We start from the raw sequence: 22,173 nt of genomic DNA on the forward strand, positions 1-22,173 counted from the left end.
AATAGAATAGATGATCAGCTTATTGTGAAGGAATTGAGGGATATTCTCAGATTCATCTTACCAGAAGTTCGTGATTCTGCTCGAATATCCTTGAAGAGATCCTCATATTTCCAAGTTCTTTGTTAGCTTGCTCAAGTTTGTTCTTCAGCTCGAAGACATCATCTTCAAGGCCCTTGATATATGCCAGTTGCTGCTCGATCCTGGCATCCTTTTTAATGATATGAAGCTGTTGTTTGTGGATAGTTGTCTGCCTGCCTATCTCTTCTTCGGTCTTTTTCTGCAGTTCAATGAGTTCTTTTTCGCGGGAGGCGAATTCCTCCTCCTGTGCAGAGAGGTTCTTATGGACGTGCTTGATGTATTCACGCCTGCGTTCTATCTTCTCGTTCTCGACCTCGATATCAATTTCACCGGAAGCTAGCTCTCTCTTCCTTGCAGTGATCTCCTTTGCCCTTCTATTGAGTCTGACCCTGGTCCTTTCAAGTCTTTTCTGCTTTTTGTGAAGGGCCAGTTCCTCTTCATACTGGACACGTAGAACCCTGTATTGCTCACAGTTTCTTTTCTGGAGAGAGTCCATATTGATATCGTATCTGTCCATACGGCTTGAAAGCTCAGTTTCAAGCTTTAAGAAGTCAACACGCTTTTTCTCGTAATCCTTCTTTGCTTTTTTGAGCTCATCATTTTTGGCAACAAGCTTTTCATATTCCACAGTGATCAGTTTTTTTGCTTCACGGATCTTCTTATACTCTTCCATGACAAGGACTTCATCAGCCTTGATCTGCTCTTTCTTCATAGAGATCTCAGCACGCTTTTTCTCAACTTCATCAAGCTGACTGAAGTAAGTAGCCTTGATATTCTCAAGATCCTGCAGTTGATTCTGGTAGAAAAGTTCCTCGCTCATTTTCGGTCCCGCTTAAATTTTACTGATTCCATCTGGAATACATAGTTTGTACTAATAAAGAGTAATTATGTTGTTATATAAAAGAAGCATGTTCATAGTTTTTCAATATCTACCCACATATGCGTTCATTAGGCATAATTATGTACATGAACAAGAAAAATAAAAGAAAACAGGCCTTTAAAGTAGAGCTAATTGTTCATTGACCGGTCATTGAACGCAATATGCAATAAAATGATCAGCTTAATGTTATATAAGCTACAATTTGCTCGGAAGCGATGTGTATCAATATCATATTGGTTGTGCTAAGTGAAGTCTTCTCAGCCTCAGGATCAGTTACATCTATAGGATTGTCATTTATCGTGAAAGTACCGGAACTAGTATCAATTTCCAGTTTATCACCGACGGCCATGACCTCACTATTTCCAGTAATTGGAGAATAGATATGAGTTTCCCCATTCGAAGAGAGGATCAATCTGATCTTCGAAAGATCCATATCATCGCCACTCTGATGTTCAAGCAAATACTTCCCGTCATCGAGTGTTGATCCCTTTACTGATACCTGAGGAAATGAGTCATATGTTTTGGAATCCGAAGACTGGTCATTCGTTTCTTCAGCTACTTCGTCTTTAATGGCAGTTGATCCCATCTGATCCGCTTCTGGCAAGGTATCCTCTGTCGTGCCATTAGCTTCATTGATCAAACCATCATCAATATCATCAGATCGGATCTGATCAGTTTCTGGCAAGACACCTTCTGTCGTGCCATTATCCTCATTGTTCAAACCAGTATCAGAAGCGCATCCTGAAACCAAAACAACAAAACCGATCAAAAAGATTACCATAGCTAACGAAATGTTACTTTTCAAGTATATCCCACCACTCAATAGGTAATCTTTTTTATATAATATTTAACTCTTCTCGTAATCTCTCAAAAAGCTGCAGGAAATTATCTTTGCAGATAATCTAAAAAGATAATGTAAAAAATAAAATAGAAGGGCTTAAAGCCCTTTTCTACCTTTCTGACCTTTCATTACAACCGCTGTCATAATTCCAATGGCTGCTATTCCAAGTATCCAATAAAGATATCCGGAACCACTTTCTTCAGTGGGTTCTTCTGTTTCTACCGGAGGAGTGTATACAACTTCCGGCGTCTCTTCAATGACCTCTTCCTTATAGATACCAAAGAGTGCATATACAGAGAAGTGAGTGGTGAAAGCAGTTGCTCTGCCATTCTCCCAATCAACAGTTGTCTCAAGGGGCATCCATTCACCATCCTCTGAATATGTGTAGATCACAGGCTCTTGCTCCCTGGAGAACTCTTCCGGATCGAAGTCAAGAGTGATCATGACCTCTTTACTGAAAGATGTGCCTGAAGGTCCGAAATCAACACATATACCAGGATCACTTACACCTGCCGGTGCAGACGCAGGCGGAGAAGGTAATTTCCTGACAGTGACCTTACCTACAGCATTGCCTGCAGGGTCAACTGCAACCGTTCCTTTGAACAGGGTTACAGTAGTTGTGGAATCTGCAGATTTGGCAACGGTATCTCTACTTACTTCGCCGTTGTTCCCGGTTGAGAGATACGTGGTCACAATGGTCCGTGACCTGAGCATCACAGGCAAAGAATCATCATCAAGCGATTCAGAAGGACTTTCAGATGACTCGTCAGATGATCCGTCATCTATGAAAATACCGAATCTACCGAAAGCTGACAGGTTGGCAATGATAGTGTTAGTGCTTGTATTCACTGACGTACTGCTCACATCATACCAGTCACTGCCATTCAACTTGTAGAGGTCGAGTGTTGATTCCTCAGTGCTGTCCAGAGATGAATCATTGTAATAGAAAGTAATGTTCATGTTCTGTGATGAGTTAAGGGACAGGTAGCCGAAAACATTCACTTTTCCTGTAAAGCTGTTCGGGTCGCTTGTGTTACCATTCAGACTGGTCTCCGAGTCATTGATACTGAAGGACAGCTTAAGTGTTTCATTTATGAATGACTGGTTGGTTACAGTTATGTTCAAGGAATCACTGGAATACAGACCATGAAGACTGTTGTCAACTGCAAAGTTCGATATCAGAGTACTGTTGCTTGAACTATTGTCGTAGATACCTACTGTATTGTTGTTCAAAGTGCTGTCAGACAAAGTATAGTCCTCACAGCCATCAACATATACACCGTAATCGGAGTTATAGCTGACAGTATTGTTGTCCAGCGTCACATGCTGATTCTCTATGAGATAGATACCATGGTTCGAGTTACTATTGATGGTATTATCGGTTATGGAACTATGATCACATGTATTGTCAGAATACTGTGAATAGGAATAGATACCATATCTTGTATTTTCACTTATATTGTTCTGAGTGATATTACTATAATCACAGCTACCTGTATATATGGAGCCGGAACTCAGATAAAGCATTACACCATCACGATTGCCTGTTATTGTATTATCTACCAGGGTGTTATAATTGCACTGAAAACTGTTGTATGAATAAAGGTAGACTCCTTCATTCGTATTGTCGGTGATCACATTACTATCCAGAGTATTGGAATTCGAGGTCTCGATCCTTATACCACGCACATTGCTATCGATAGTATTGTTCGTTATCTCATTACTGGTCGAATAATACTTGACATAGATACCATAATTGGTACTGCCTGATATCTCATTATCAAGTATATCATTATCATTGCATGATGAATACATGTAGATACCGTTATCATTGGAACTAAGAATGTTATTGGATATCTCATTAAACCTCGAAGAAGCATAAAGATAGATACCATTGGAGCTTGAACTAACGTTGTTCTCGCTCAGAACATTATAAGTTCCAGAAGAAGAGATATAAATACCATAATTGTTGTTGCTCGTCAGATCATTGTTTGTGACATTATTGTAGTCACATGAACTGATAAGATAGATACCGTACGGATTGGAAGAAACTGTGTTGTTTATCATGTCATTCGTATCTGAAGATGAAAGATAGATACCAGTATTACTGTTCCCTGTTACATTGTTGCTGGAAACATTGTTCTCATTACTTGAGGTGTAAAGATAGATACCATAAGTATTGGAATATACAGTATTGTCGAATATCTCATTGTCTGTTGAAGAATACAGGATAATACCATTGCTATTGGAAGAGACATCATTATCATTTAAATTATTGAAAGTGTTGGACTCATCCAGGAATATTCCCCTTATACTACTGTAGCTGGTGATGTTTACCAGGTCGTTATAATCGGAGTCGAACAAACGAATACCATTGTAACCATCTACAACTGTCACATTGTCTATGGTCGAGTTGTCAGTATATGCGAACAGAACGCTATCATACCCATCTGACAAGCTCAGATCCCTTACAGTGACATTGGTGGAATTGATCACACATATCTGCCCTGAATCAGCAGGTAGCTGAACATCGGATACATTCATCCAGTAATATATCGGCTTGCTGTCAACAAGATTGCTTGTGTTGACATAATTTATGTAATGGTCCAGTGATGCACCATCAACTCCGAAATTATAGGTATTGGAGTTCATTGAGTTGTTTTCAAATGTGTTGCTTCCTGAATTGAAGATGAATATACCGTATGTACCGCTATTGACACTGTTGTTGGTTACATTGTTGTAGGTTGATGTCTGTAAATGTATACCATAGTTATTCCCCGAAGTAAAATTATTGTTCATTATGTTGTTGAATGCACTATAGTCATCAAGGAAAATACCATTCGTCTTTGACGAGGCTGTGATATTGGACACATCATTGTACTCGGAATCATACAAACGGATACCATTGGTACCAATTGACACAGTAACATTGTCTATGGTCGAGTTGTCAGTATATGCAAAAAGAACATCATCATATCCTCTGGAAAGAACAAGGTCAACAACAGAGATATTCGTGGAGCTTGCCACACATACCTGACCCGCATCTGCAGGGATCTGTGCATCGGACTGACTTACCCAGTAATAGATAGGTTTGCTGTTAACAAGGTTACTTGTATCTACATTATTTGAGTAATGGGATGCAGAAGAACCATCAACTCCAAAATTATTACTATTGGAGTTCATAGTATTATTGACCAGTATACAGGAACCTGAAGAATCAAGATATATACCACGACTATTTAAGTATGCAGTATTGTTAGCAAGGTTACTGTTCCCTGAAGCAACCAGGTAGATACCATAACTGTTAGAGTATGCAGTATTATTGGTAAGGTCACTATTCCCTGAAGAAGACAGGAAGATACCATAACTGTTAGAATATGCGATGTTATCTGTCAAATTGCTATAGCTGGAAGAACCTATGTAGAACCCATATGAACTGCCACTTATTGTATTGTTCCATAATGTGTTATAATAACTTGAAGAATAAGTGTAGATACCAGAATATGAATTACTGCTTAGATTGTTATTATATATACTATTATTACTGGAACCGGTCAGGTGAAGACCACGATAATTATTTGTAAATAGATTGTCCGATATTGTACAATTAGAGTTCAAGGACATCTTCACTCCTGAACTTGTAGATGATGTGGCATCCTTGATCGTAAAACCGGAGAGAGTTACGTTATCAGATGTGATCTGAACTACATCATTATTACTAACAGGAGTTCTGATGGTAGTACTTGCAGCCCCGTTCTCAGATATAAGGGTCAACTCCTCGCTGATCACAACATTTTCCGAATATGTTCCATCAGTTACGATGATAATGTCATTTGCCGATGCAGCGGTGATCGCATCACCTATTGTTGTATATGCCTCACCGGAACCGACCCTCAGAGTCTCTGCTGAAGCTGTACCTGTGAAAATGATAATGGCGATTGCCAGTAATAGAAGAGCATTTGGTCTTGGTTTTTTAATGTACATAGTACCATCCTATATTTGTTCAATGATTTTTATAATATTGATGTGATATTGAAAAGAAGCTATATAATCTTTATTATAAATTTTAGTAAATCCCATGGACTATTCACACTGTTAACTGTTTTCAAAAAAGCGATAGGTCCGTAGAAGTAAAGAAAAAACAAGATCCTTGTCCGTAACTATTGTAAAGAACAACATTTTAAAAAAAATGAACCAATAAGGCACGTACATTCACTCTGTAATTTTTGGTTGGTTGGTATGCGAGTCAATGCCAAAGACATACTATTTGCATGTCACCGCGCCTTGTTTTTCAAAACACATAACTAGTATTTAAGTTTTTATAAATTATTCTAGAGTGTCAATTGTGAACTACATCGATACACAATATGTTCCACATGGCCCCAATATTACCATTTTATCCGATCAACAATACCAGATATAAAAAAAGTAGGAAATTGCACATGTACACATTATAAATACTATCAATACTAAAGTTCTTTGGGGTTAAAACAATGAAAAAACTAAAGAAATGCCCGGAGTGTAATTCAGAATTGAATGAGAACGAAACTGTACAGTTCTGCAAAACATGTGGTTACTGGACGAATATAGGAACTGTGAGGTTCGACCCTATAGCGTTGATCGATTGAGCAACAGGTTTTCAATTAGTTAACTGGGATCGTGAAAGTGAATTTACTGCCTTTGCCGGATTCACTTTCAACCCATATCCTACCTTTATGCAGTTCTACATATTTCCGGGTCAGCATTAGACCAAGACCTGTACCTTCATACTGCCGGGATAAGGATGAGTCGATCTGGCTGAAAGGCTTAAAAAGCTTTTTCTGGTCACTTGATGAAATACCGATGCCAGTATCTGTAACCGATATGTGAGCCATGTCCTCTTTCCTTTCCGATCTGATTGTGACGATACCACCGGCATCTGTGAACTTTATACCATTGCTCACCAGATTGTAAAGTATCTGTTTAAGGACCGATCTGTCCGCGGACAGATATTCAGGATGAGAACCACACTCCAGCTTTATTACTATCTCTTTGACTGCTGCAAGTGGTTGCATGAAAGAGAGCATTTCTTCCAGAACATTATGGTCTGACACCTTTTCCAGTTCCAGTTCGATTTTCCCGGATTCTACTTTGGATATATCCAGAATGTCATTGATGATCCCAAGGAGATGTTTTCCACTATTGGAGATATTGTTAACATATCGATATTGCTTATCGTTAAGACCCCCTAACTGCCCGAGGATCAGGAGACCCGAGAAGCCGATTATGGAGTTTAGAGGTGTTCTGAGCTCATGGCTTATATTAGCAAGAAATTCACTCTTTGCTCTGTTTGAAGACTCAGCATCCAATTTTGCATTTCTTAGCTCTGTTATGTCAACTCCGTATTCTATGATACCTTTGATATTACCCTGATCATCTTTTATCGCGGATACGAACATCTTGAATGCCTTGCCGGTCTTGATCTCACGTATATCTTCAGGTGTAGTCTCGTAAAGTATTGTTTCACCTGTTAAGAGAACTTCCTCCACTTTACACCAGGGACACGGAGAGGACCTTTGCATGAATGCCTCGTAACATTTCCTTCCCAGAACCTTATCGACCGAATCAGCATTTGCCAGTTCCAAGCGGAAGCCCGCATTGTTCATAACGATGACATTGTATTCGTTATCCACCACATTAAGGGTCCCGGGAAGCATATCTATTATGGAATGGAGTAGTTCCCTGTTCTTCCGGGCTTCATATTCCGCCTGCTTTCTTTCGGTAATATCCCGTACAACAGCCAGATTGAGGTGATCACCATTATATTCTATCGGACTGAAATTAAGTTCAATTGGCAGTAAGGAACTGTCCTTGCATACACATACCATTTCAACGATCCCACCGCCCTGACCCAGTTTCTCAGCAACCTGCTTACCTGCCATTTCCCTGAACTCAGGAGGTATCAGGTCAAGTACTCCCATCTGCAGTAATTCATCCCTTGAATAACCCAGACATTCACATGTTATGGGATTTACTTCCAGAAAACGGCCTTCTGCATTATAGATAGCAATACCGTCATTTACAGAATTGAAGATCGTTTTGAAAAGGTCGTCCAATCATATGCCCCCATAGAAGAAATGAAGATCAGAATCTAATATTTCTGTCCTGGTTGTCTCAATACCACTATACATGCGTTGTTCATTCCATTTTTCATAGATCAAAATGCAAACAGGGTCTATTATAAGTTTTATTATGGAGGTACAGGCTATTGATAATAGAGTATTATGCGTCAGTATATAAATGTTTTTATAAATATAGCAGTTTCTTTTCGTTAATTGTGCAACAAAGCTAAAATAACCAGAACATGAACATAAGGAAGAAACAAGATGAAAATAAATGAAGACCTAACTGTAAGTTTAGATCAGCTGGAAGAATTCCAGAGGATCATTGGTTTTGGATTTAACAACAAAAGCATTTTGACAGAGGCTTTGACACATGGTTCATTCTATAGCGGTAACAAGCGGAAAATGAAAGCTTTCATGCAAAAGAACAAGCTGGAAAATGCTGATTACAATAAACTGGAGAATCTGGGAGACCTTGTACTGGACCTCATTATCGGTGACTTCTTTTACCATCACAAAGAGACCGAGGATTATGCAAAGTCCAACGGCCTGTCAATAGAAGCTGCATTAACCGCTGTTAAGATCGTGCTAGTAGAGAACGAAGCTCTGGTCCCCGTAGCACAAAAACTGGAGCTGGAAAAGTACATCATCTACGGCTATCTGGATAATGTTGAAGATATATTCGATGATGTGATCGAAGCACTCATTGGAGCTATCTATCTTGATCAGGGATTACCTGAAGCCAGAGAGTTTGTCTACAAGTATTTTGATATCGAAAGTGCTTTAGAGAAAATACCACATTCAGACCCAATAGGCAAAATACAACAGATATATGGCGAAGACAACATCCAATATCCATTGATCGAAGAAACCGGCCCAGGTCATTGCAGGATGTTCACTTTTGGACTGGAAATACATGGTTCGATAGTATCCACAGGAAAAGCAACTCAGGTCAGGAAAGCAAAAGCCGAAGCTGCAAGGAAACATCTTCAGTATTTGAAAGGGAAAGGTTCATTGGAGCAGGGATAGTTAGATTGCTTTTTAAATTCATTGTGTGATGGGAATCATCACATTCTTTTTTTGAAATTACTAATACACTTACGTTCAAGCAGCATAAAAGTGTCTACATCTAAGAATTTAATATTCTCTCAGGTCATTTCCATTTTTCCTGATATATCCCATAATCTTATCTTTTAACCTCACAGGAAGCTTGGCAATATCCAACATCTTATCTGAATATTTTTGAAGATCATCTCTTAATTCAGGATAGGAAATCTCCTGGACTGGAATTGTAATAATACGCTTTGCATCAAATACCAGACCAGATAAACCGACCGCAACTTGAATTTCTTCCTTGATACTAGGCTCGAGTGAAATTTCTATTTGTTTGATTGAAGCGATTAATTGGTCCATGTTCTCAATCATTGTTTTACTATTTTCCTTAATCTCAGAGATATCTGCATAAAGAGACAGTGATGGAAAGAAACCTATCAATGTGGAAAGAATCATCATTTGATTTTCTACCTTTGATTCACTCTTTATCTCATCAATTTTAGCAATAATTAATTTGTTTTCAGAAATATCAGGAATCTTTGATTTTAACGAGAAAATTACATTATCAAGGTTCTTTCCCATTTGTTCCTGACTTTCAACTCCCCATCCTTGTATTTCTTTATTGACAGAACAAGCAATGTATTCGGCCTCTGTCCCTTTTGCCTCCCTGCAAGCAGCCTCAGCCTTCTCCTTTACATCGTCAATGAGTTTTTTGATATTTTGATGAAAATAAGGCTTTATTTTATGGAAAAGATGATTCAAATTTGGAGTATTTCCCTTTGTTTTATCCATTAAGTATTCTGCATAATGACATTGCTTGCGACAATATGTAACTAGCTCTACCTTTGATTCAATACCCATTTTATGAGGGGCTTGGGCAGCAAACAAAGCATCAGAAAGATTTTCAATTACCTTTACCAACCTTTTCTTGTTTGTTGAATCCTCAGCTACTGACCTTGCATCAATAAGGTATTTTTCAATTTTTTGTCGAGAAATCTGTTTTTTTAGTATAACTTCGCTGAAAGAACGATAGAATAAGTAACAAAATTTTGCAGGATTAAAATAGCAGTCTTCAATTGCAGCTTTCTCAAAATGTACAACAGCTTTTTCGACTAAATCTCCAAGTACCCTTTCATCCTTGGTTTTTGATGCCTTGTAAACGTATATTTTGCCAAGAGAATAATTAGCCCTATTTCGAATACAACTATGTTTATCTCCGGTAAGAGTAACCAAGCAATCAAGAATTTCGGAATCTCCACCTATATGAGGATAAATGAAGCCTAAAGAATGGGCAACTCCCATTCTAACTGAGCCACTTTCATCTTGTGCCAAAATTAGCAAATCTCTAAGGGATTTTTCAGGGAAGGGTAAATCAGGACAAGCATCCCCTATCGAGAAAGCTAATCCTTTCCTTATAGATTCATCACTATTATTTACATATTGATGCAATATTTCCCATGCATCTTCTTTATCAGGAAAAGAAGAAAAAGCATTACCTACAGAAATAATTAAACTACCCTTGAAATCGAATCTTTCATCATCTAATAAACCCATCAATTCTTTTTGAGCCAATATTTTAACTTTATCTGGAAAGTGTTGGAAAACATAGCCGATTGAAATGGATGCTGTTTCCCTTACACTTCTGTCTTCATGAATAACCAGTTGCATTAAATCATAATATCCACTTTGTTTTTCTGGATAAAATGAATATGAATGGAATATAGAGGAAGTTATTTCGTAGGTATTGAGAAAAGATGATGAATCTATAACGTAAAATAAATCATCCCAAGCTTCTAGTTTATCTTCAACATGTGGAAAAACATAGCTAAACGATCTAGCTGCTTCATGGCCTACATCACAATCATCTTCTAGTGCCATCCTTACTAAAATATCCCATGCTTTATTTCTATCAGGAAGATAAGGAAAAGCAAATTTAAGTGACATGGCAACACTTTCCTGAACCTCCTCATGAGAATTTCTTGCAAGCCGAAACAAGTCTTTCATTGCCTGGTCCTGAAATTCTTCAGGAATATATGCAAATGCCGGACCTATTGCAAAAGCTGCATATTCTTTAACCTCGATGTCTCGAGATAGTGTCAGCCTGTGCAGTTTCTGCCATGCTTCATTTTTATCTGGTAAATCCTTAAATGCGGGACCCAATGGCTGTAAAACACCTGTAATTGAGCTACTACTCCTTGAATTTAAAACATGCTTTACCGCATCCCATGCTTCGCTTTTGTCTTTAAGACAAGAAAGCACACTTAGAAGAAATGAAATAGCTTCCTTTTGGGGAGGGCCACTTGCATATTTAGCGGTTTCGATTAAAGATTGGTAAGCTAAGTCCCGTCCAGATGACGACCAAAAATCTTTGGTTATTTGCTCAATATTTGAAGGCATCTAGAGGAGATTTAGAACGTTTAAAGTATAAAAATTGTATGAAAAGAATACAGCAATGATAACAAAATTCGAAAAAAGATATCGACACTGAGGAAGGAATTCTACCAGCAATACAAAGCTTACGCATCGTGGTCTGTGTAGATCCAGCGGTCACATCCAATGAGGAATACGACCGCAGTACTTCACAGGGTGATGAAGGAACAGGATTTAACAAGAGCCGGGGTGGGGATTTTATTGTGAAGTATTATTCTAAAATACAGAACAATCTCAGAGAAAAGCAGGTGGATGAGACTGCAGAACTGGTAATTGAGAAACTGAAAAAAGAAAAGAAAGTATTATGATATGTACCGCGCTTTGAGTGGGACCATATTCTCTTTCTTGATTTGGTATACAGCATATTATCAGAAGAGTTATCCACTTGATGATGTTACAAAAAGCATAGTACCAAAAAACAGTAAAACGACAGCATTGTTGCTCTGAAGTGATTAAAGCCAGTAAAAAAAGATAAGTTGTATGAGTGAGTTGGCAGCGTTCTATAGTTCCCAAAGACTCTCGTACTTAAGTACAGTATAGAACGCAGGCGGACTTATCTTCTGTGTTCGGGATGGGTACAGGAATCGCCCCGCCGCTATGGCCGCCAAACTCTCTCATGATGAAGGTAAAGGTAAAGCCAAGATCCGGATTCGAACCGGAATGGAATCGCTCTGCAGGCGATTGCGTAGCCGCTCCGCCATCTTGGCAATGAGCGATTGATGAACGGATTCATACTATTTATACATTACCTTAGATAACGTGTATATTAACATGCACATATCAGATTTCGCCTGGACAAAGCAAGACGGACAGGCACGGATTTTTAGTAGCCGCGGACTGAACACCTCGTTGCCTTGGTGCGTACATCCCGACCCTATCAAACCGGTCTTATACCGGGATCCTTAAAGTGGTCTCTTTTCAAGTCAGATTTCGAGCTTAGATGCATTCAGCTCTTATTCCTTAGCGCGTAGCTGCTCAGCAGTGCCCTGTCGGACAACTGATACACCAGTGGCGCCGCTACTCTGTTCCTCTCGTACTAAAAGTAGCTTACCCTCAGACCACAGACACCTCTAGTAGATAGTAACCGACCTGTCTCACGACGGTCTAAACCCAGCTCACGATCTCCTTTAATAGGCGAACAACCTCACCCTTGGCCGCTGCTGCACGGCCAGGATGGAAAGAACCGACATCGAAGTAGCAAGCTGCCGGGTCGATATGTGCTCTTGCCGGCAACAACTCAATTATCCCCGGGGTAACTTTTCTGTCATTTTTGGCTCGCACCAAGCGAGCTCAAAAGTTCGCTAGAACCGACTTTCGTCTCGTCATCCACTACTGTGCTGAATAACGTCAGGCTGACTTATGCTCTTACACTCTTCAGTGGGTTTCCGACCCACTTGAGTCAACCTTTGTGCGCCCTTGATATCTTTTCAAGGGCGTCCCGCCCCAGGCAAACTGCCCACCTATCGGGGTCCTCTTCTCAGAGTAAGGGCCGTAATTTCAGAAGGGTAGTGTCCCAATGGCGACTCCATCGATGCTGGCGCACCGACTTCGACGTCTCCTACCTACACTGTACATCCAAAATCACAACCCAACGACAGGCTGCAGTAAAGCTCCACGGGGTCTTCACTTCCCCCTAGAGGTCTCTAGACTGTGCACTAGAAAGTAAGCTTCACCGGACTCTGGCTAGGGACAGTAGAGCTCTCATTGATCCATTCATGCGAGTCGCCAATTAAGCGACAAGGTACTACGCTACCTTAAGAGGGTCATAGTTACCCCCGCTGTTTACAGGCCCTTCGTCCCGTTGAAACGGGGTTTCAGGTACCTGCACTGAGCAGGATTCAGAGATCGTACTAGCCCTTACGGGTTTGCGATCTCCTATGTTGGTATTAGACAGTTAGAGCTCTCTTGTCACTGCGACCTGCTGTCTTCACAGCAGGCACTCCTTCTCCCGAAGTTACGGAGCTAATTTGCCGAATTCCCTTAGCCAAATTGTTCCGACACGCCTTAGCCTTTTCAGCTAGGGGCACCTGTGTCAGTTCTCGGTACGGACCCATGACTCCCTTTTCACGGGTTCCCGGGTGCAGCTGACTTTCGCCATTACATATTCGCCCGCTTCTCGCCATTACGGCTCTCCACGGGATTCGATGCTTAGACGGCGCGACGGCGCCGCTCAGCCTGCCCAAAAACGTCAGTTTATTGTCATGAGGTACAGGAATATTAACCTGTTTCCCTTTCGGCGTACTCGAATTACGGTACGTCTTAGGACCGACTAACCCTCGGCTGACGATCATTGCCGAGGAAACCTAGCCCCTTCGGCGGTTAGGATTCTCACCTAACTATGCTGTTACTATTACCAGGATTTTCGTTTCCGCCCGGTCCACAGGACTTCACAGCCCTGCTTCTGCCCGAACGCAACGCCTTCCTACGAGATCACCTTGCGGTGCTCCGTGGTATCGGTGGTCGACTTGAGCCCCGTCCATTTTCGGGGCCCCAAACCTCGACTGGTGGGCTGTTACGCACTCTTTAAAGGATAGCTGCTTCTAAGCTAACCTTCCAGCTGTCTAGGGCTTAGGACGCCCTTTAGTATTAACACTTAGTCGACACTTAGGGACCTTAACCACGGGCTGGGTTGTCTCCCTTACGGACTACAGGCTTACCCCAGTAGTCCGGACTCCAATTGTCTACGACGACGGTGAGTTTGGAGTTTGACAAGCGGCTGAGGAATTTCTTCCCCGGGACCACCAATCAGTGCTCTACTTCACCGACTATCTCAAATTAGGTCATGCTACGACATGTTTCGGAAGGAACCAGCTGATGCCGGGTTAGATTAGCCTTTCACTCCGAGACGCAGGTCACACGAATGATTTGCAGATCAATACCGCTTGCGGTCCTCCACGTAGCTTTCGCCACGCTTCAACCTGCCCACGCCTAGATCACCCGGCTTCGGGTCGTATCCTAATGACTCCACGCACTTGTATACGTCGCTCCTCACCTTGCGGTTGCGAGCATGTTGCTTTCGCTTCGGCTTCCTATTTGAAAGTTAGCCATCGCCATTTGAATACACTCCCTGGCCCGTTCTTCAAAACGTAAGATATGACATTGGCAATATTACCCGTACTGCGGCCTCGCGACCGTTTCCTTCGTAATAAAGATCCTTTAACGCCATATCGCTCCATCGCCTCCAGGTTTCAGGCACTTTTAACCTCCCTTCTTGGGGTACTTTTCAGTTTTCGGTCACCCTACTAGTTCGCTATCGGTCTCAAGAAGTATTTAGTTTTGGAAGTTGGTGCCTCCCAAATTCACGCGAGAATTCCAACTCACGCTACTCAGGCTGTTTTCCAGATCCTTTGGTTGTTGTTTACGTGACTATCACACTCTATGGTCTAACGTTCCAGAAAAGTTAAACTTCAACCAGGTCGGATCTTTAGAAAAGCCTACAACACCACATCTCCCGCATGTTTCCAGCGGGATTCAGTTTGAACTGTACCGTGTTCATTCGCCATTACTAACGGCATCTCTTCGATTTCTTTTCCTGCCCCTACTAAGATGCTTCAATTCGGGGCGTTCCCGATCATTGCTGATCAACACGCAAAACGTGTTAGGAAGACCCATTAGGAGATCCCAGGTTCATAGGCTCCATGCACCTACCCTGGGCTTATCGCAGCTTGGCACGTCCCTCTTCAGCTCTTGAGCCGAGCCATCCACCTGAAGGCATATTAACCAGAGTCCATCTCACTTTGTCCAGTGAGCGTCTGATATATGCATGCATATACACGATATCATTGCGGCCGTCGTTGCTTCGACCGCTTCATCCTTCCCCGGAGACATTACTCTCCAGGTGCACTATTAATGGACTTGCAGGGATTCGAACCCTGGGCCTTCGCCTTGCAAAGGCGACGATCTTCCAACTGATCTACAAGCCCATAGAAGATTCACTTAGAATCTTACCTTGTTATCTCGGATCTGACAGTTTTTCGATTTCTGACCGGTAAGTGGTGATGGACTTTGTGTCCATCATGCTTAGGAGGTGATCCAGCCGCAGATTCCCCTACGGCTACCTTGTTACGACTTAACCCCCCTTGCGAAATTTAGGTTCGAACACGGCACTAGTCCATGCCCTCACCCATACCTCACTCGGGTGGTTTGACGGGCGGTGTGTGCAAGGAGCAGGGACGTATTCACCGCGCTATATTGAAACGCGATTACTACGGATTCCAGCTTCATGAGGGCGAGTTGCAGCCCTCAATTCGAACTACGGCCGGGTTTATGAGATTACCAACCCCTTTCGGGGTAGGGACCCATTGTCCCGGTCATTGTAGCCCGCGTGTAGCCCTGGAGATTCGGGGCATACTGACCTACCGTAGCCCGCACCTTCCTCTGGTTTAGCACCAGCGGTCCCCACAGAGTACCCATCATCCCGAAGGATATGCTGGCAACAGTGGGCACGGGTCTCGCTCGTTGCCTGACTTAACAGGATGCTTCACAGTACGAACTGACGACGGCCATGCACCTCCTCTCAGCGATTCAGGTAAGACCTTCAGCCTGACCTACATATTGCTGTCGCCCCAGGTGAGTTTTCCGGCGTTGAGTCCAATTAAACCGCAGGCTCCACCCGTTGTAGTGCTCCCCCGCCAATTCCTTTAAGTTTCAGCCTTGCGGCCGTACTTCCCAGGTGGCTCGCTTCACGGCTTCCCTGCGGCACCTGAAACGGTCGCACCATCCCAGACACCTAGCGAGCATCGTTTACGGCTGGGACTACCCGGGTATCTAATCCGGTTCGTGCCCCCAGCTTTCGTCCCTCACCGTCGGACCCGTTCTGGTAAGACGCCTTCGCCACTGGTGGTCCCACAAGGATTACAAGATTTCACTCCTACCCCTGTAGTACCTCTTACCTCTCCCGGTCCCAAGTCCGACAGTATCCCCCGGAGGCCTAACAGTTGAGCTGTCAGATTTCCCGGAAGACTGATCGAACCGGCTACGGACCCTTTAGACCCAATAATAGTGGCCACCACTCGGGCCGCCGGTGTTACCGCGGCGGCTGGCACCGGTCTTGCCCGGCCCTTGCTAACACCTGCTATTTACACAGGTGGACAGCCAACATAATATGCTGGCACTCAGTATTCCCTTATCGCGGTTTCCCGCATTGTAAAGTTTTCGCGCCTGCTGCGCCCCGTAGGGCCTGGATTCATGTCTCAGAATCCATCTCCGGGCTCTTGCTCTCACAACCCGTACCCGTCGTCGGCTAGTAGGTACATTACACCCACTACAACCTGATAGGCCGCAGATTCATCCTAAGGCACCGGAGCTTTTGACCACAGAACATTCCAGTATCTATGGTATATCAGGTATTATCACCAGTTTCCCGGAGTTATGCCTGACCTTAGGGCAGATTATCCACGTGTTACTGAGCAGTACGCCATGTTCACGAAGAACATTTGACTCGCATGGCTTAGTCGAATACTGATAGCAGTGACCTCTGGCAGGATCAACCAGAATTGTTGATCACACACAAAGGATTGTATTATGGAAGTCATTTAAGGAATCATTAGGAAAGAACTCTCACTAGAGATTCTTTACACATGCACATTAGTTGGTTAATTCCTTCATTTAGTAGTTATACACTACCGGTCAGAATTAACCGAACTGCCAAATCCAACGTCGGACAGAAACAGCTTCTGTCCCCACTAATAAGGCGGTGATCGTAAGTGTTCCGCGCGATTCACGCGGACTCCTTCAATGGTCATCATCGTATATATACCTTCCGAACGCTTGGTTCGAAGGCAAAGGATGAACCTTTGGAGCATATAGATAATGCCCACTTATCGAGGAGATATCATCAAATATCTCCAAAAGGAGATACATGAAAGCCCTCCAAAACATCTCAGAGGGATTCTGTACATATCACACATAGTACATAAACCTAACCGATTTAATTAATTTAAATGTCCTGTAGAAATCCTCTAACATATGAGAGAATCATAGTCTAAAATTACTAGATAATATTGATTTCATAGATTTTCTACAGAGCCGAAAAGTGTATTAATTATATATAGTCGCAGCATTCTGATTCCATTGCATGAGTGACACCTGTTCTACATGCACATTGTTCAAACCAACAGCAATCACATACGGTTTTTGCAGACGTGAGTCTCCGGTTGCAAAGGCAGGGTTTCCGGTAGTTCCCTCAAATGAGTGGTGTGGTCAACATGAACCCCCGAGCAGAAAAACATGATAGAATCATATGCAACTGAAGCAGCTACTTTCCTGATAGGAATCTTTGCATGTATAGTCATAAGGACAAAACTCTGGTGGAAGAACAAGACCGTAGAAGAACAGAAATCCTTCGTCTACGAAGTTCTACAGTCACTGGAATATGGTAAGATTACCAATGCTAAACCGAAGAATCTGATAGAACCATACTTCTGCAGGTTTGAAAAACAGATGTGTCTACCAATCTAAGAAGATAGCAGAATTAGTATCATAACTTTTAACAAAACAGAAAAATAGTTCGACGCTGAGGGGGAGATTCGAACTCCCGCAGCGCGTTAGCACTACCGGTTTTCAAGACCGGCGCCGTAGTCCACTTGGCTACCTCAGCATGTCGGATGCTATCTTAATAGCGACCTAGGATATAAGGGTTTTGATTCAAAATCGATATTGACAGTAATTGTCTTAGATTCTGAAGAGGGAATTGATGTGTAGTATAATGCGTAATATAAAGTGAAGTGAAAAGAGGAATATTATTCCTCTGTTGCTTCAGCTTCTTCTTCCTCTGCAGGAGCTTCGGTTGCCTCAACTTCTGCTGTCTCAGGGACGTATGGGTGCTTCTCGATGTACTCAAGGTTTGGAATACCCAGCTTGTCGATAAGCTCGTTTGCGATGGTGAGTTTTGATACAAGCCATCTCTGGTTGAATCCGAGCTCGATTGGGGTGTAGACCTTGATAAGGTCATCAGTTACCTCGATGTCGATCTCAGGCATACCTGTGTAGAGTGAGAGCAGACCCTGTGCCTTTGCGACAGGTTCCTCGATCTTCTCTTCGATGGTGTATTCGTATTCAACTTCCTTGCCTGCAAGTGCGTGGTTGAGATCTATGCGTATCCTGCGGCCAATGACCTGGGAGATAACTCCGCGCCTTCCGTTAAGCTCAATTGGCATTCCAGTGTATGGTCTCTGGTCACCGAGCTGGTCCTTGATCTTTGTAACTGAGACAGTCTCTACAAGAGCAGGGTTGTGTGGTCCGAATGCCATTTCCGGTTCAATTGTGACAGTACCGGAGTATCCTACATCCTTACCTACGAAATCCTCATCAAGGCCCTTGATAGTGTGACCGGAACCTACGATCACAACATCCCCGCCGTAAACGCCACGTGGGTTGAAGATGCCATTGTCTTTTGCAAGCTGTTCATCGGTAGTGTCGAAGATCTGTCCTTCATTGAACTTACCGGTATAGTTTATCTTTATGAAATCGCCTTTCTCAATAGTCAAATCGATCAACTCGATATTATTTGATTAATAGTATGATCCTTCAATAGAACCTGTGAATTGAATTACCTGCACGCTATACTCATATGCCTTTAAGAATCTTTTGCCACCGGAGCAGGAAAAAGACCTGAAAAGGTCAGAATCGACCATCTTATCAGAGTCTTAGAAAGTCTCATCCACAACAATACCCTTAACGAACTCCCTGTCATCACCTTCAAGAAGTGTTACAGAGAACGGAGATTCCAGTATCTCCTCAAAACCGGGGAACATATTCTCAAAAGGAACCCTTGTATCATGCCAGTCCATCTTCCTGCTATGGCTCAGAACACCCTTTCCTTCACGGTACTTGTAATTGTCCCGCACCCTGCCGATCGCCACCTGCCTGTCGCACATGAGAGGGATCACAATAAGATCATAGATCCTTATACCGTTCACAAAATGAAGCATATCCTTTGCCCAGATCTCAAGCATATCCACAGGAGGAGTGCTTATTCTTGCCAGCAGTGCCTTCTTCATCTGCTCCACCTTCTCGAACTCATCGAACTCATGCATGGTGGCATCGAACTGCTTGACCTCATCATCGAACTTCTGAAGCTTGCTGTTAAGACTCTTCATCTTCCTGATCATCTCAGGCCTGTCCTTTGAATGATCGACATTCTTGAGCGCATCCTCGAACTCTTTCCTGAACCTCTTGTCGAAATCCCTGTACTTATCACCAAAGTGCAGGTACTTCTTGTAGTTCTGTGGCTGATGTTTCATCTCCATCAGTTCGTTGCCAAAAAGATCCATGATATGCAGGTTAAGATCGAACGAGATGAAATCCCTCTCAATACAGGACTTCTCCTGCTGACCGCAATAACCAGTACGTACTACCCATGCATTGTTCCTGTGTTCGCGTACCATATCTCTCACCATAATGGATAATAGTTAGATATATCTAATAGAATGTGTCTTGTGATAAGATATTAAGCCAAATGATAAAAGAGGTTGCGGTGGAACAGAACCACACAACACCCATTGATCCCTGCATCTCATACACCTGATCAGAAGACAAATGCATAAAAGCATAGATAAAAACACAAAACGACCATGACCCCTGAAGACTCATATGATATCATCGTTGTCGGTGCAGGCCCGGCAGGCTCCACGGCAGCCATGTACGCAGCAGAGAACGACCTGTCCGTACTCCTTGTAGAAAAGAAGAAGGACATAGGAGTACCGCTGCAATGCGGAGGTTTCCTCCCTCACTATCCTGTTCTGCAGGAACTCGTACCCAATGCAGAACTCCCGGTAACACTTGAAGAGATACCGTCAAGTTGTATACATGCCACGGCCAGCTACCAGCGTTTCATAGCACCCAGTGGCCTTTCCAAAGGTTTTGACGTAGACGCCGATGCGATCGACAGAAGACGTTTTGATAAACACCTCGCAAGAGAAGCAGCAAGAGCAGGTGCAGAGCTACTTGTAGGAACGAATGTCACCGAGGTTAACGACACAAAACTCCTGATGGACGGAGCATTCGGTGAGTTCGAGGTAGAAGGAAAAGTGATAATCGGTGCCGACGGCCCGAACTCCATAGTCGCAAAGGCCAGCAATATGTTACGTGACGCTGACCCGATGGGAACAGGTACTGCCTTCGAATACGAGCTCAGCGGTGTGGACATAGACAGGGATGCAGTTGAGATGTACTTCGGCAAGGATTATGTCCCCGGAGGATACGCATGGATCATATCCCAGGGTGGAGATACAGCCAACATCGGGGTCGGCATCAGGGAAGCACTCTTTGAAGAGCACCTCTGCGCCAGGGACTATCTAGAACGTTTCATGTACGAGCACCCCATAGCAAGCGAGAAGCTCAGCGGTGCATCCATAACTTCAGTTGTGGCTGGACTCGTTCCCGTAGGCGGGGCGCCAAAGGTGACCGCATCTCATAACACACTCATAGCAGGCGATGCTGCCGGACATATAATAGCAACCAACGGAGGAGGCATATCCACAGCAATGGTCGGTGGTAAACTTGCAGGAGAGACAGCATCAGATTTCCTGAAAGGAAAATGCAGGCTTCAGGAATACGAAACAAGATGGAGAGAGCAGATGGGACTTGAGATCAAGACAGCAGTCTACGTCCGTAAACTAATGGATAAACTCATGCTCTCCGACAGGCTTATGACCACAGCTATTAAAATGATAAGTCCTGAACAAATGAAGGCCATACAATGCGGACAGCTTCCTGATCCGGTTAAAAAGACATTGATGAAGCTGAACGTGGGACTCAGTTGATGTACATATTCGTTTACGGAACCCTGAAAAAAGATTCAACGAATCATTATTTGTTAAATGGTTCAGAATTCATCTGTTCCACAGGAACAAAGGAGTCATACACCATGCTTGACATGGGACAATTTCCCGGAGTTCTCAAAGACGAATTACCAGAAGGGCATTCGGCATCAATACAGGGAGAGGTCTATGATGTCAACGAGCAAACACTCGGGAAACTCGATACCTATGAGGGAGACTGGTACTTCCGTGAAGAAGTGGAACTTGAAGCAGGGGTCACAGCACTGATGTATTTCCTCAGGAAGATACCACCGCTTGACTACAGGATAGTTCCTGAAGGGAACTGGACAGGTAGATAGCACCGGAACATCAGAACAGGAAAACAGAGGAAGTGGAGATATAGATGCCAGACAATGATAACAGCATTCCAATGTTCAAAGGAACCATAAGCTATGAGGCATTCGGGAACCTTTATCTCAACATAACCAACCAGTGCAGTGCAAACTGTGTTTTCTGCATCCGGGACCTGTGCGATGGCGTATATGGCTACAACCTCCGCCTTTCAAGGGAACCCACAGAAGAAGAGATAATCAGGGATCTTGAAGGCCATGACCTTCAAAAGTATCATGAGGTTGTATTCACGGGTTTTGGCGAACCGACCTGCCGTTTCGATACGGTACTTCACATAACGAAATGGCTTCATGACAAAGGCATCATTGTCAGACTTGACACAAACGGCCATGCAGGCGTAATGAACCCCGGAAGGGATGTCGTCTCTGAATTAAAAGCTGCCGGACTCGACTCTGTTTCGATCAGTCTTAACGCCGAATCCGAAGAAAGGTATAATGAACTCTGCAAACCTGCTTTCATAGGATCATACGATGCAATGCTCGATTTCACAAAAAGATCAGTCCAGAAAGGAATTAAGACCCGGATGACAGTTGTTGGTGATACCGACGTTGACATCGATAAATGTGAAAGGATAGCAACCGGCCTGGGTGCTACCTTCAGGGTCAGATAGATCGAAAA

At 43.1% G+C, this 22,173-nt stretch carries 14 protein-coding genes, 3 tRNA genes and 3 rRNA genes; 7 read left to right on the forward strand and 13 right to left on the reverse strand.

Going from position 1 to position 22,173, the window contains the following annotated elements; genetic code table 11:
• Positions 1 to 52 precede the first annotated feature (52 nt).
• From V7O63_RS10405 to V7O63_RS10415, 3 genes are all read right to left on the reverse strand, one after another.
• The gene (locus V7O63_RS10405; RefSeq protein ID WP_340818453.1) at positions 53 to 898 is read right to left on the reverse strand and encodes a hypothetical protein; all 846 of its coding nucleotides are present in this window, start codon (positions 896 to 898) and stop codon (positions 53 to 55) included.
• Positions 899 to 1,133: 235 nt separating this feature from the next.
• Positions 1,134 to 1,763 (reverse strand): hypothetical protein, encoded by a 630-nt coding sequence (locus V7O63_RS10410; protein ID WP_340818455.1) that lies wholly within the window; start codon positions 1,761 to 1,763, stop codon positions 1,134 to 1,136.
• A gap of 132 nt (positions 1,764 to 1,895) precedes the next feature.
• A complete protein-coding gene (locus V7O63_RS10415; RefSeq protein WP_340818456.1) occupies positions 1,896 to 5,783 on the reverse strand; it encodes a NosD domain-containing protein in 3,888 nt (1,295 codons plus the stop codon).
• Positions 5,784 to 6,292: 509 nt separating this feature from the next.
• Here V7O63_RS10415 and V7O63_RS10420 point away from each other — a divergent pair.
• Positions 6,293 to 6,427 (forward strand): hypothetical protein, encoded by a 135-nt coding sequence (locus V7O63_RS10420; RefSeq protein ID WP_340818457.1) that lies wholly within the window; start codon positions 6,293 to 6,295, stop codon positions 6,425 to 6,427.
• A gap of 15 nt (positions 6,428 to 6,442) precedes the next feature.
• Here the strand turns inward: V7O63_RS10420 and V7O63_RS10425 are convergent, their stop codons facing one another.
• Positions 6,443 to 7,894: an ATP-binding protein gene (locus V7O63_RS10425; RefSeq protein ID WP_340818458.1), complete on the reverse strand. Its 1,452-nt coding sequence runs from the start codon at positions 7,892 to 7,894 to the stop codon at positions 6,443 to 6,445.
• Between the two features lie 270 nt (positions 7,895 to 8,164).
• On the opposite strand from V7O63_RS10425, the gene V7O63_RS10430 reads away from it, so the two are divergent.
• Positions 8,165 to 8,929, forward strand: coding sequence for a ribonuclease III domain-containing protein (locus V7O63_RS10430; RefSeq protein WP_340818459.1), 765 nt, complete (start codon positions 8,165 to 8,167; stop codon positions 8,927 to 8,929).
• Positions 8,930 to 9,037: 108 nt separating this feature from the next.
• Here the strand turns inward: V7O63_RS10430 and V7O63_RS10435 are convergent, their stop codons facing one another.
• Positions 9,038 to 11,350: a HEAT repeat domain-containing protein gene (locus tag V7O63_RS10435; RefSeq protein WP_340818460.1), complete on the reverse strand. Its 2,313-nt coding sequence runs from the start codon at positions 11,348 to 11,350 to the stop codon at positions 9,038 to 9,040.
• Between the two features lie 128 nt (positions 11,351 to 11,478).
• Here V7O63_RS10435 and V7O63_RS10440 point away from each other — a divergent pair, with 128 nt between their 5' ends.
• On the forward strand, positions 11,479 to 11,691 hold the full coding sequence (locus tag V7O63_RS10440) for a hypothetical protein (RefSeq protein WP_340818462.1): 213 nt from the start codon (positions 11,479 to 11,481) through the stop codon (positions 11,689 to 11,691).
• Between the two features lie 179 nt (positions 11,692 to 11,870).
• On the opposite strand, the gene rrf is transcribed toward V7O63_RS10440, so the two are convergent.
• The 5 genes from rrf to V7O63_RS10465 form a co-directional block, all read right to left on the reverse strand.
• Positions 11,871 to 11,992 (reverse strand): 5S ribosomal RNA (gene rrf, locus V7O63_RS10445).
• A gap of 26 nt (positions 11,993 to 12,018) precedes the next feature.
• Positions 12,019 to 12,090, reverse strand: a tRNA-Cys gene (locus tag V7O63_RS10450).
• A gap of 98 nt (positions 12,091 to 12,188) precedes the next feature.
• Positions 12,189 to 15,112 (reverse strand): 23S ribosomal RNA (locus tag V7O63_RS10455).
• Positions 15,113 to 15,233: 121 nt separating this feature from the next.
• Positions 15,234 to 15,306, reverse strand: a tRNA-Ala gene (locus V7O63_RS10460).
• 99 nt (positions 15,307 to 15,405) lie between these two features.
• A 16S ribosomal RNA gene (locus V7O63_RS10465) occupies positions 15,406 to 16,879 on the reverse strand.
• The 16S, 23S and 5S rRNA genes sit together here with 2 tRNA genes alongside, the layout of an rRNA operon.
• A gap of 732 nt (positions 16,880 to 17,611) precedes the next feature.
• Here V7O63_RS10465 and V7O63_RS10470 point away from each other — a divergent pair.
• The gene (locus V7O63_RS10470) at positions 17,612 to 17,842 is read left to right on the forward strand and encodes a hypothetical protein (protein ID WP_340818464.1); all 231 of its coding nucleotides are present in this window, start codon (positions 17,612 to 17,614) and stop codon (positions 17,840 to 17,842) included.
• A gap of 53 nt (positions 17,843 to 17,895) precedes the next feature.
• On the opposite strand, the gene V7O63_RS10475 is transcribed toward V7O63_RS10470, so the two are convergent.
• The 3 genes from V7O63_RS10475 to V7O63_RS10485 all read right to left on the reverse strand — a co-directional run bounded on the left by V7O63_RS10475 (position 17,896) and on the right by V7O63_RS10485 (position 19,770).
• Positions 17,896 to 17,981: transfer RNA gene (locus V7O63_RS10475), tRNA-Ser, on the reverse strand.
• 142 nt (positions 17,982 to 18,123) lie between these two features.
• Positions 18,124 to 18,870: a peptidylprolyl isomerase gene (locus V7O63_RS10480; RefSeq protein WP_340818465.1), complete on the reverse strand. Its 747-nt coding sequence runs from the start codon at positions 18,868 to 18,870 to the stop codon at positions 18,124 to 18,126.
• A gap of 159 nt (positions 18,871 to 19,029) precedes the next feature.
• Positions 19,030 to 19,770, reverse strand: a complete 741-nt coding sequence (locus V7O63_RS10485; RefSeq protein ID WP_340818467.1) for a hypothetical protein — start codon at positions 19,768 to 19,770, stop codon at positions 19,030 to 19,032.
• 186 nt (positions 19,771 to 19,956) lie between these two features.
• Here V7O63_RS10485 and V7O63_RS10490 point away from each other — a divergent pair, with 186 nt between their 5' ends.
• From V7O63_RS10490 to V7O63_RS10500, 3 genes are read left to right on the forward strand one after another with little or no spacing between them, the layout of a single operon-like run.
• Positions 19,957 to 21,147, forward strand: a complete 1,191-nt coding sequence (locus V7O63_RS10490; protein ID WP_340818469.1) for a geranylgeranyl reductase family protein — start codon at positions 19,957 to 19,959, stop codon at positions 21,145 to 21,147.
• Entirely contained in the window at positions 21,147 to 21,503 is a 357-nt protein-coding gene (locus V7O63_RS10495) for a gamma-glutamylcyclotransferase family protein (protein ID WP_340818470.1), read from the forward strand. The genes V7O63_RS10490 and V7O63_RS10495 overlap by 1 nt, the downstream gene beginning before the upstream one ends.
• Before the next feature lie 44 nt (positions 21,504 to 21,547).
• Positions 21,548 to 22,165, forward strand: a complete 618-nt coding sequence (locus V7O63_RS10500; RefSeq protein WP_340818471.1) for a TatD family nuclease-associated radical SAM protein — start codon at positions 21,548 to 21,550, stop codon at positions 22,163 to 22,165.
• Positions 22,166 to 22,173: the final 8 nt, after the last annotated feature.

It is taken from the genome of Methanolobus sp. WCC4, assembly GCF_038022665.1.
Lineage (GTDB): Archaea > Halobacteriota > Methanosarcinia > Methanosarcinales > Methanosarcinaceae > Methanolobus.

Coding starts and splice junctions, on each gene's coding strand:
- V7O63_RS10405 (WP_340818453.1), bottom strand. CDS start 898: ATGAGCGAGGAACTTTTCTACCAGAATCAACTGCAGGATCTTGAGAAT.
- V7O63_RS10415 (WP_340818456.1), bottom strand. CDS start 5,783: ATGTACATTAAAAAACCAAGACCAAATGCTCTTCTATTACTGGCAATC.
- V7O63_RS10420 (WP_340818457.1), top strand. CDS start 6,293: ATGAAAAAACTAAAGAAATGCCCGGAGTGTAATTCAGAATTGAATGAG.
- V7O63_RS10430 (WP_340818459.1), top strand. CDS start 8,165: ATGAAAATAAATGAAGACCTAACTGTAAGTTTAGATCAGCTGGAAGAA.
- V7O63_RS10435 (WP_340818460.1), bottom strand. CDS start 11,350: ATGCCTTCAAATATTGAGCAAATAACCAAAGATTTTTGGTCGTCATCT.
- V7O63_RS10470 (WP_340818464.1), top strand. CDS start 17,612: ATGATAGAATCATATGCAACTGAAGCAGCTACTTTCCTGATAGGAATC.
- V7O63_RS10485 (WP_340818467.1), bottom strand. CDS start 19,770: ATGGTACGCGAACACAGGAACAATGCATGGGTAGTACGTACTGGTTAT.
- V7O63_RS10490 (WP_340818469.1), top strand. CDS start 19,957: ATGACCCCTGAAGACTCATATGATATCATCGTTGTCGGTGCAGGCCCG.
- V7O63_RS10495 (WP_340818470.1), top strand. CDS start 21,147: ATGTACATATTCGTTTACGGAACCCTGAAAAAAGATTCAACGAATCAT.
- V7O63_RS10500 (WP_340818471.1), top strand. CDS start 21,548: ATGCCAGACAATGATAACAGCATTCCAATGTTCAAAGGAACCATAAGC.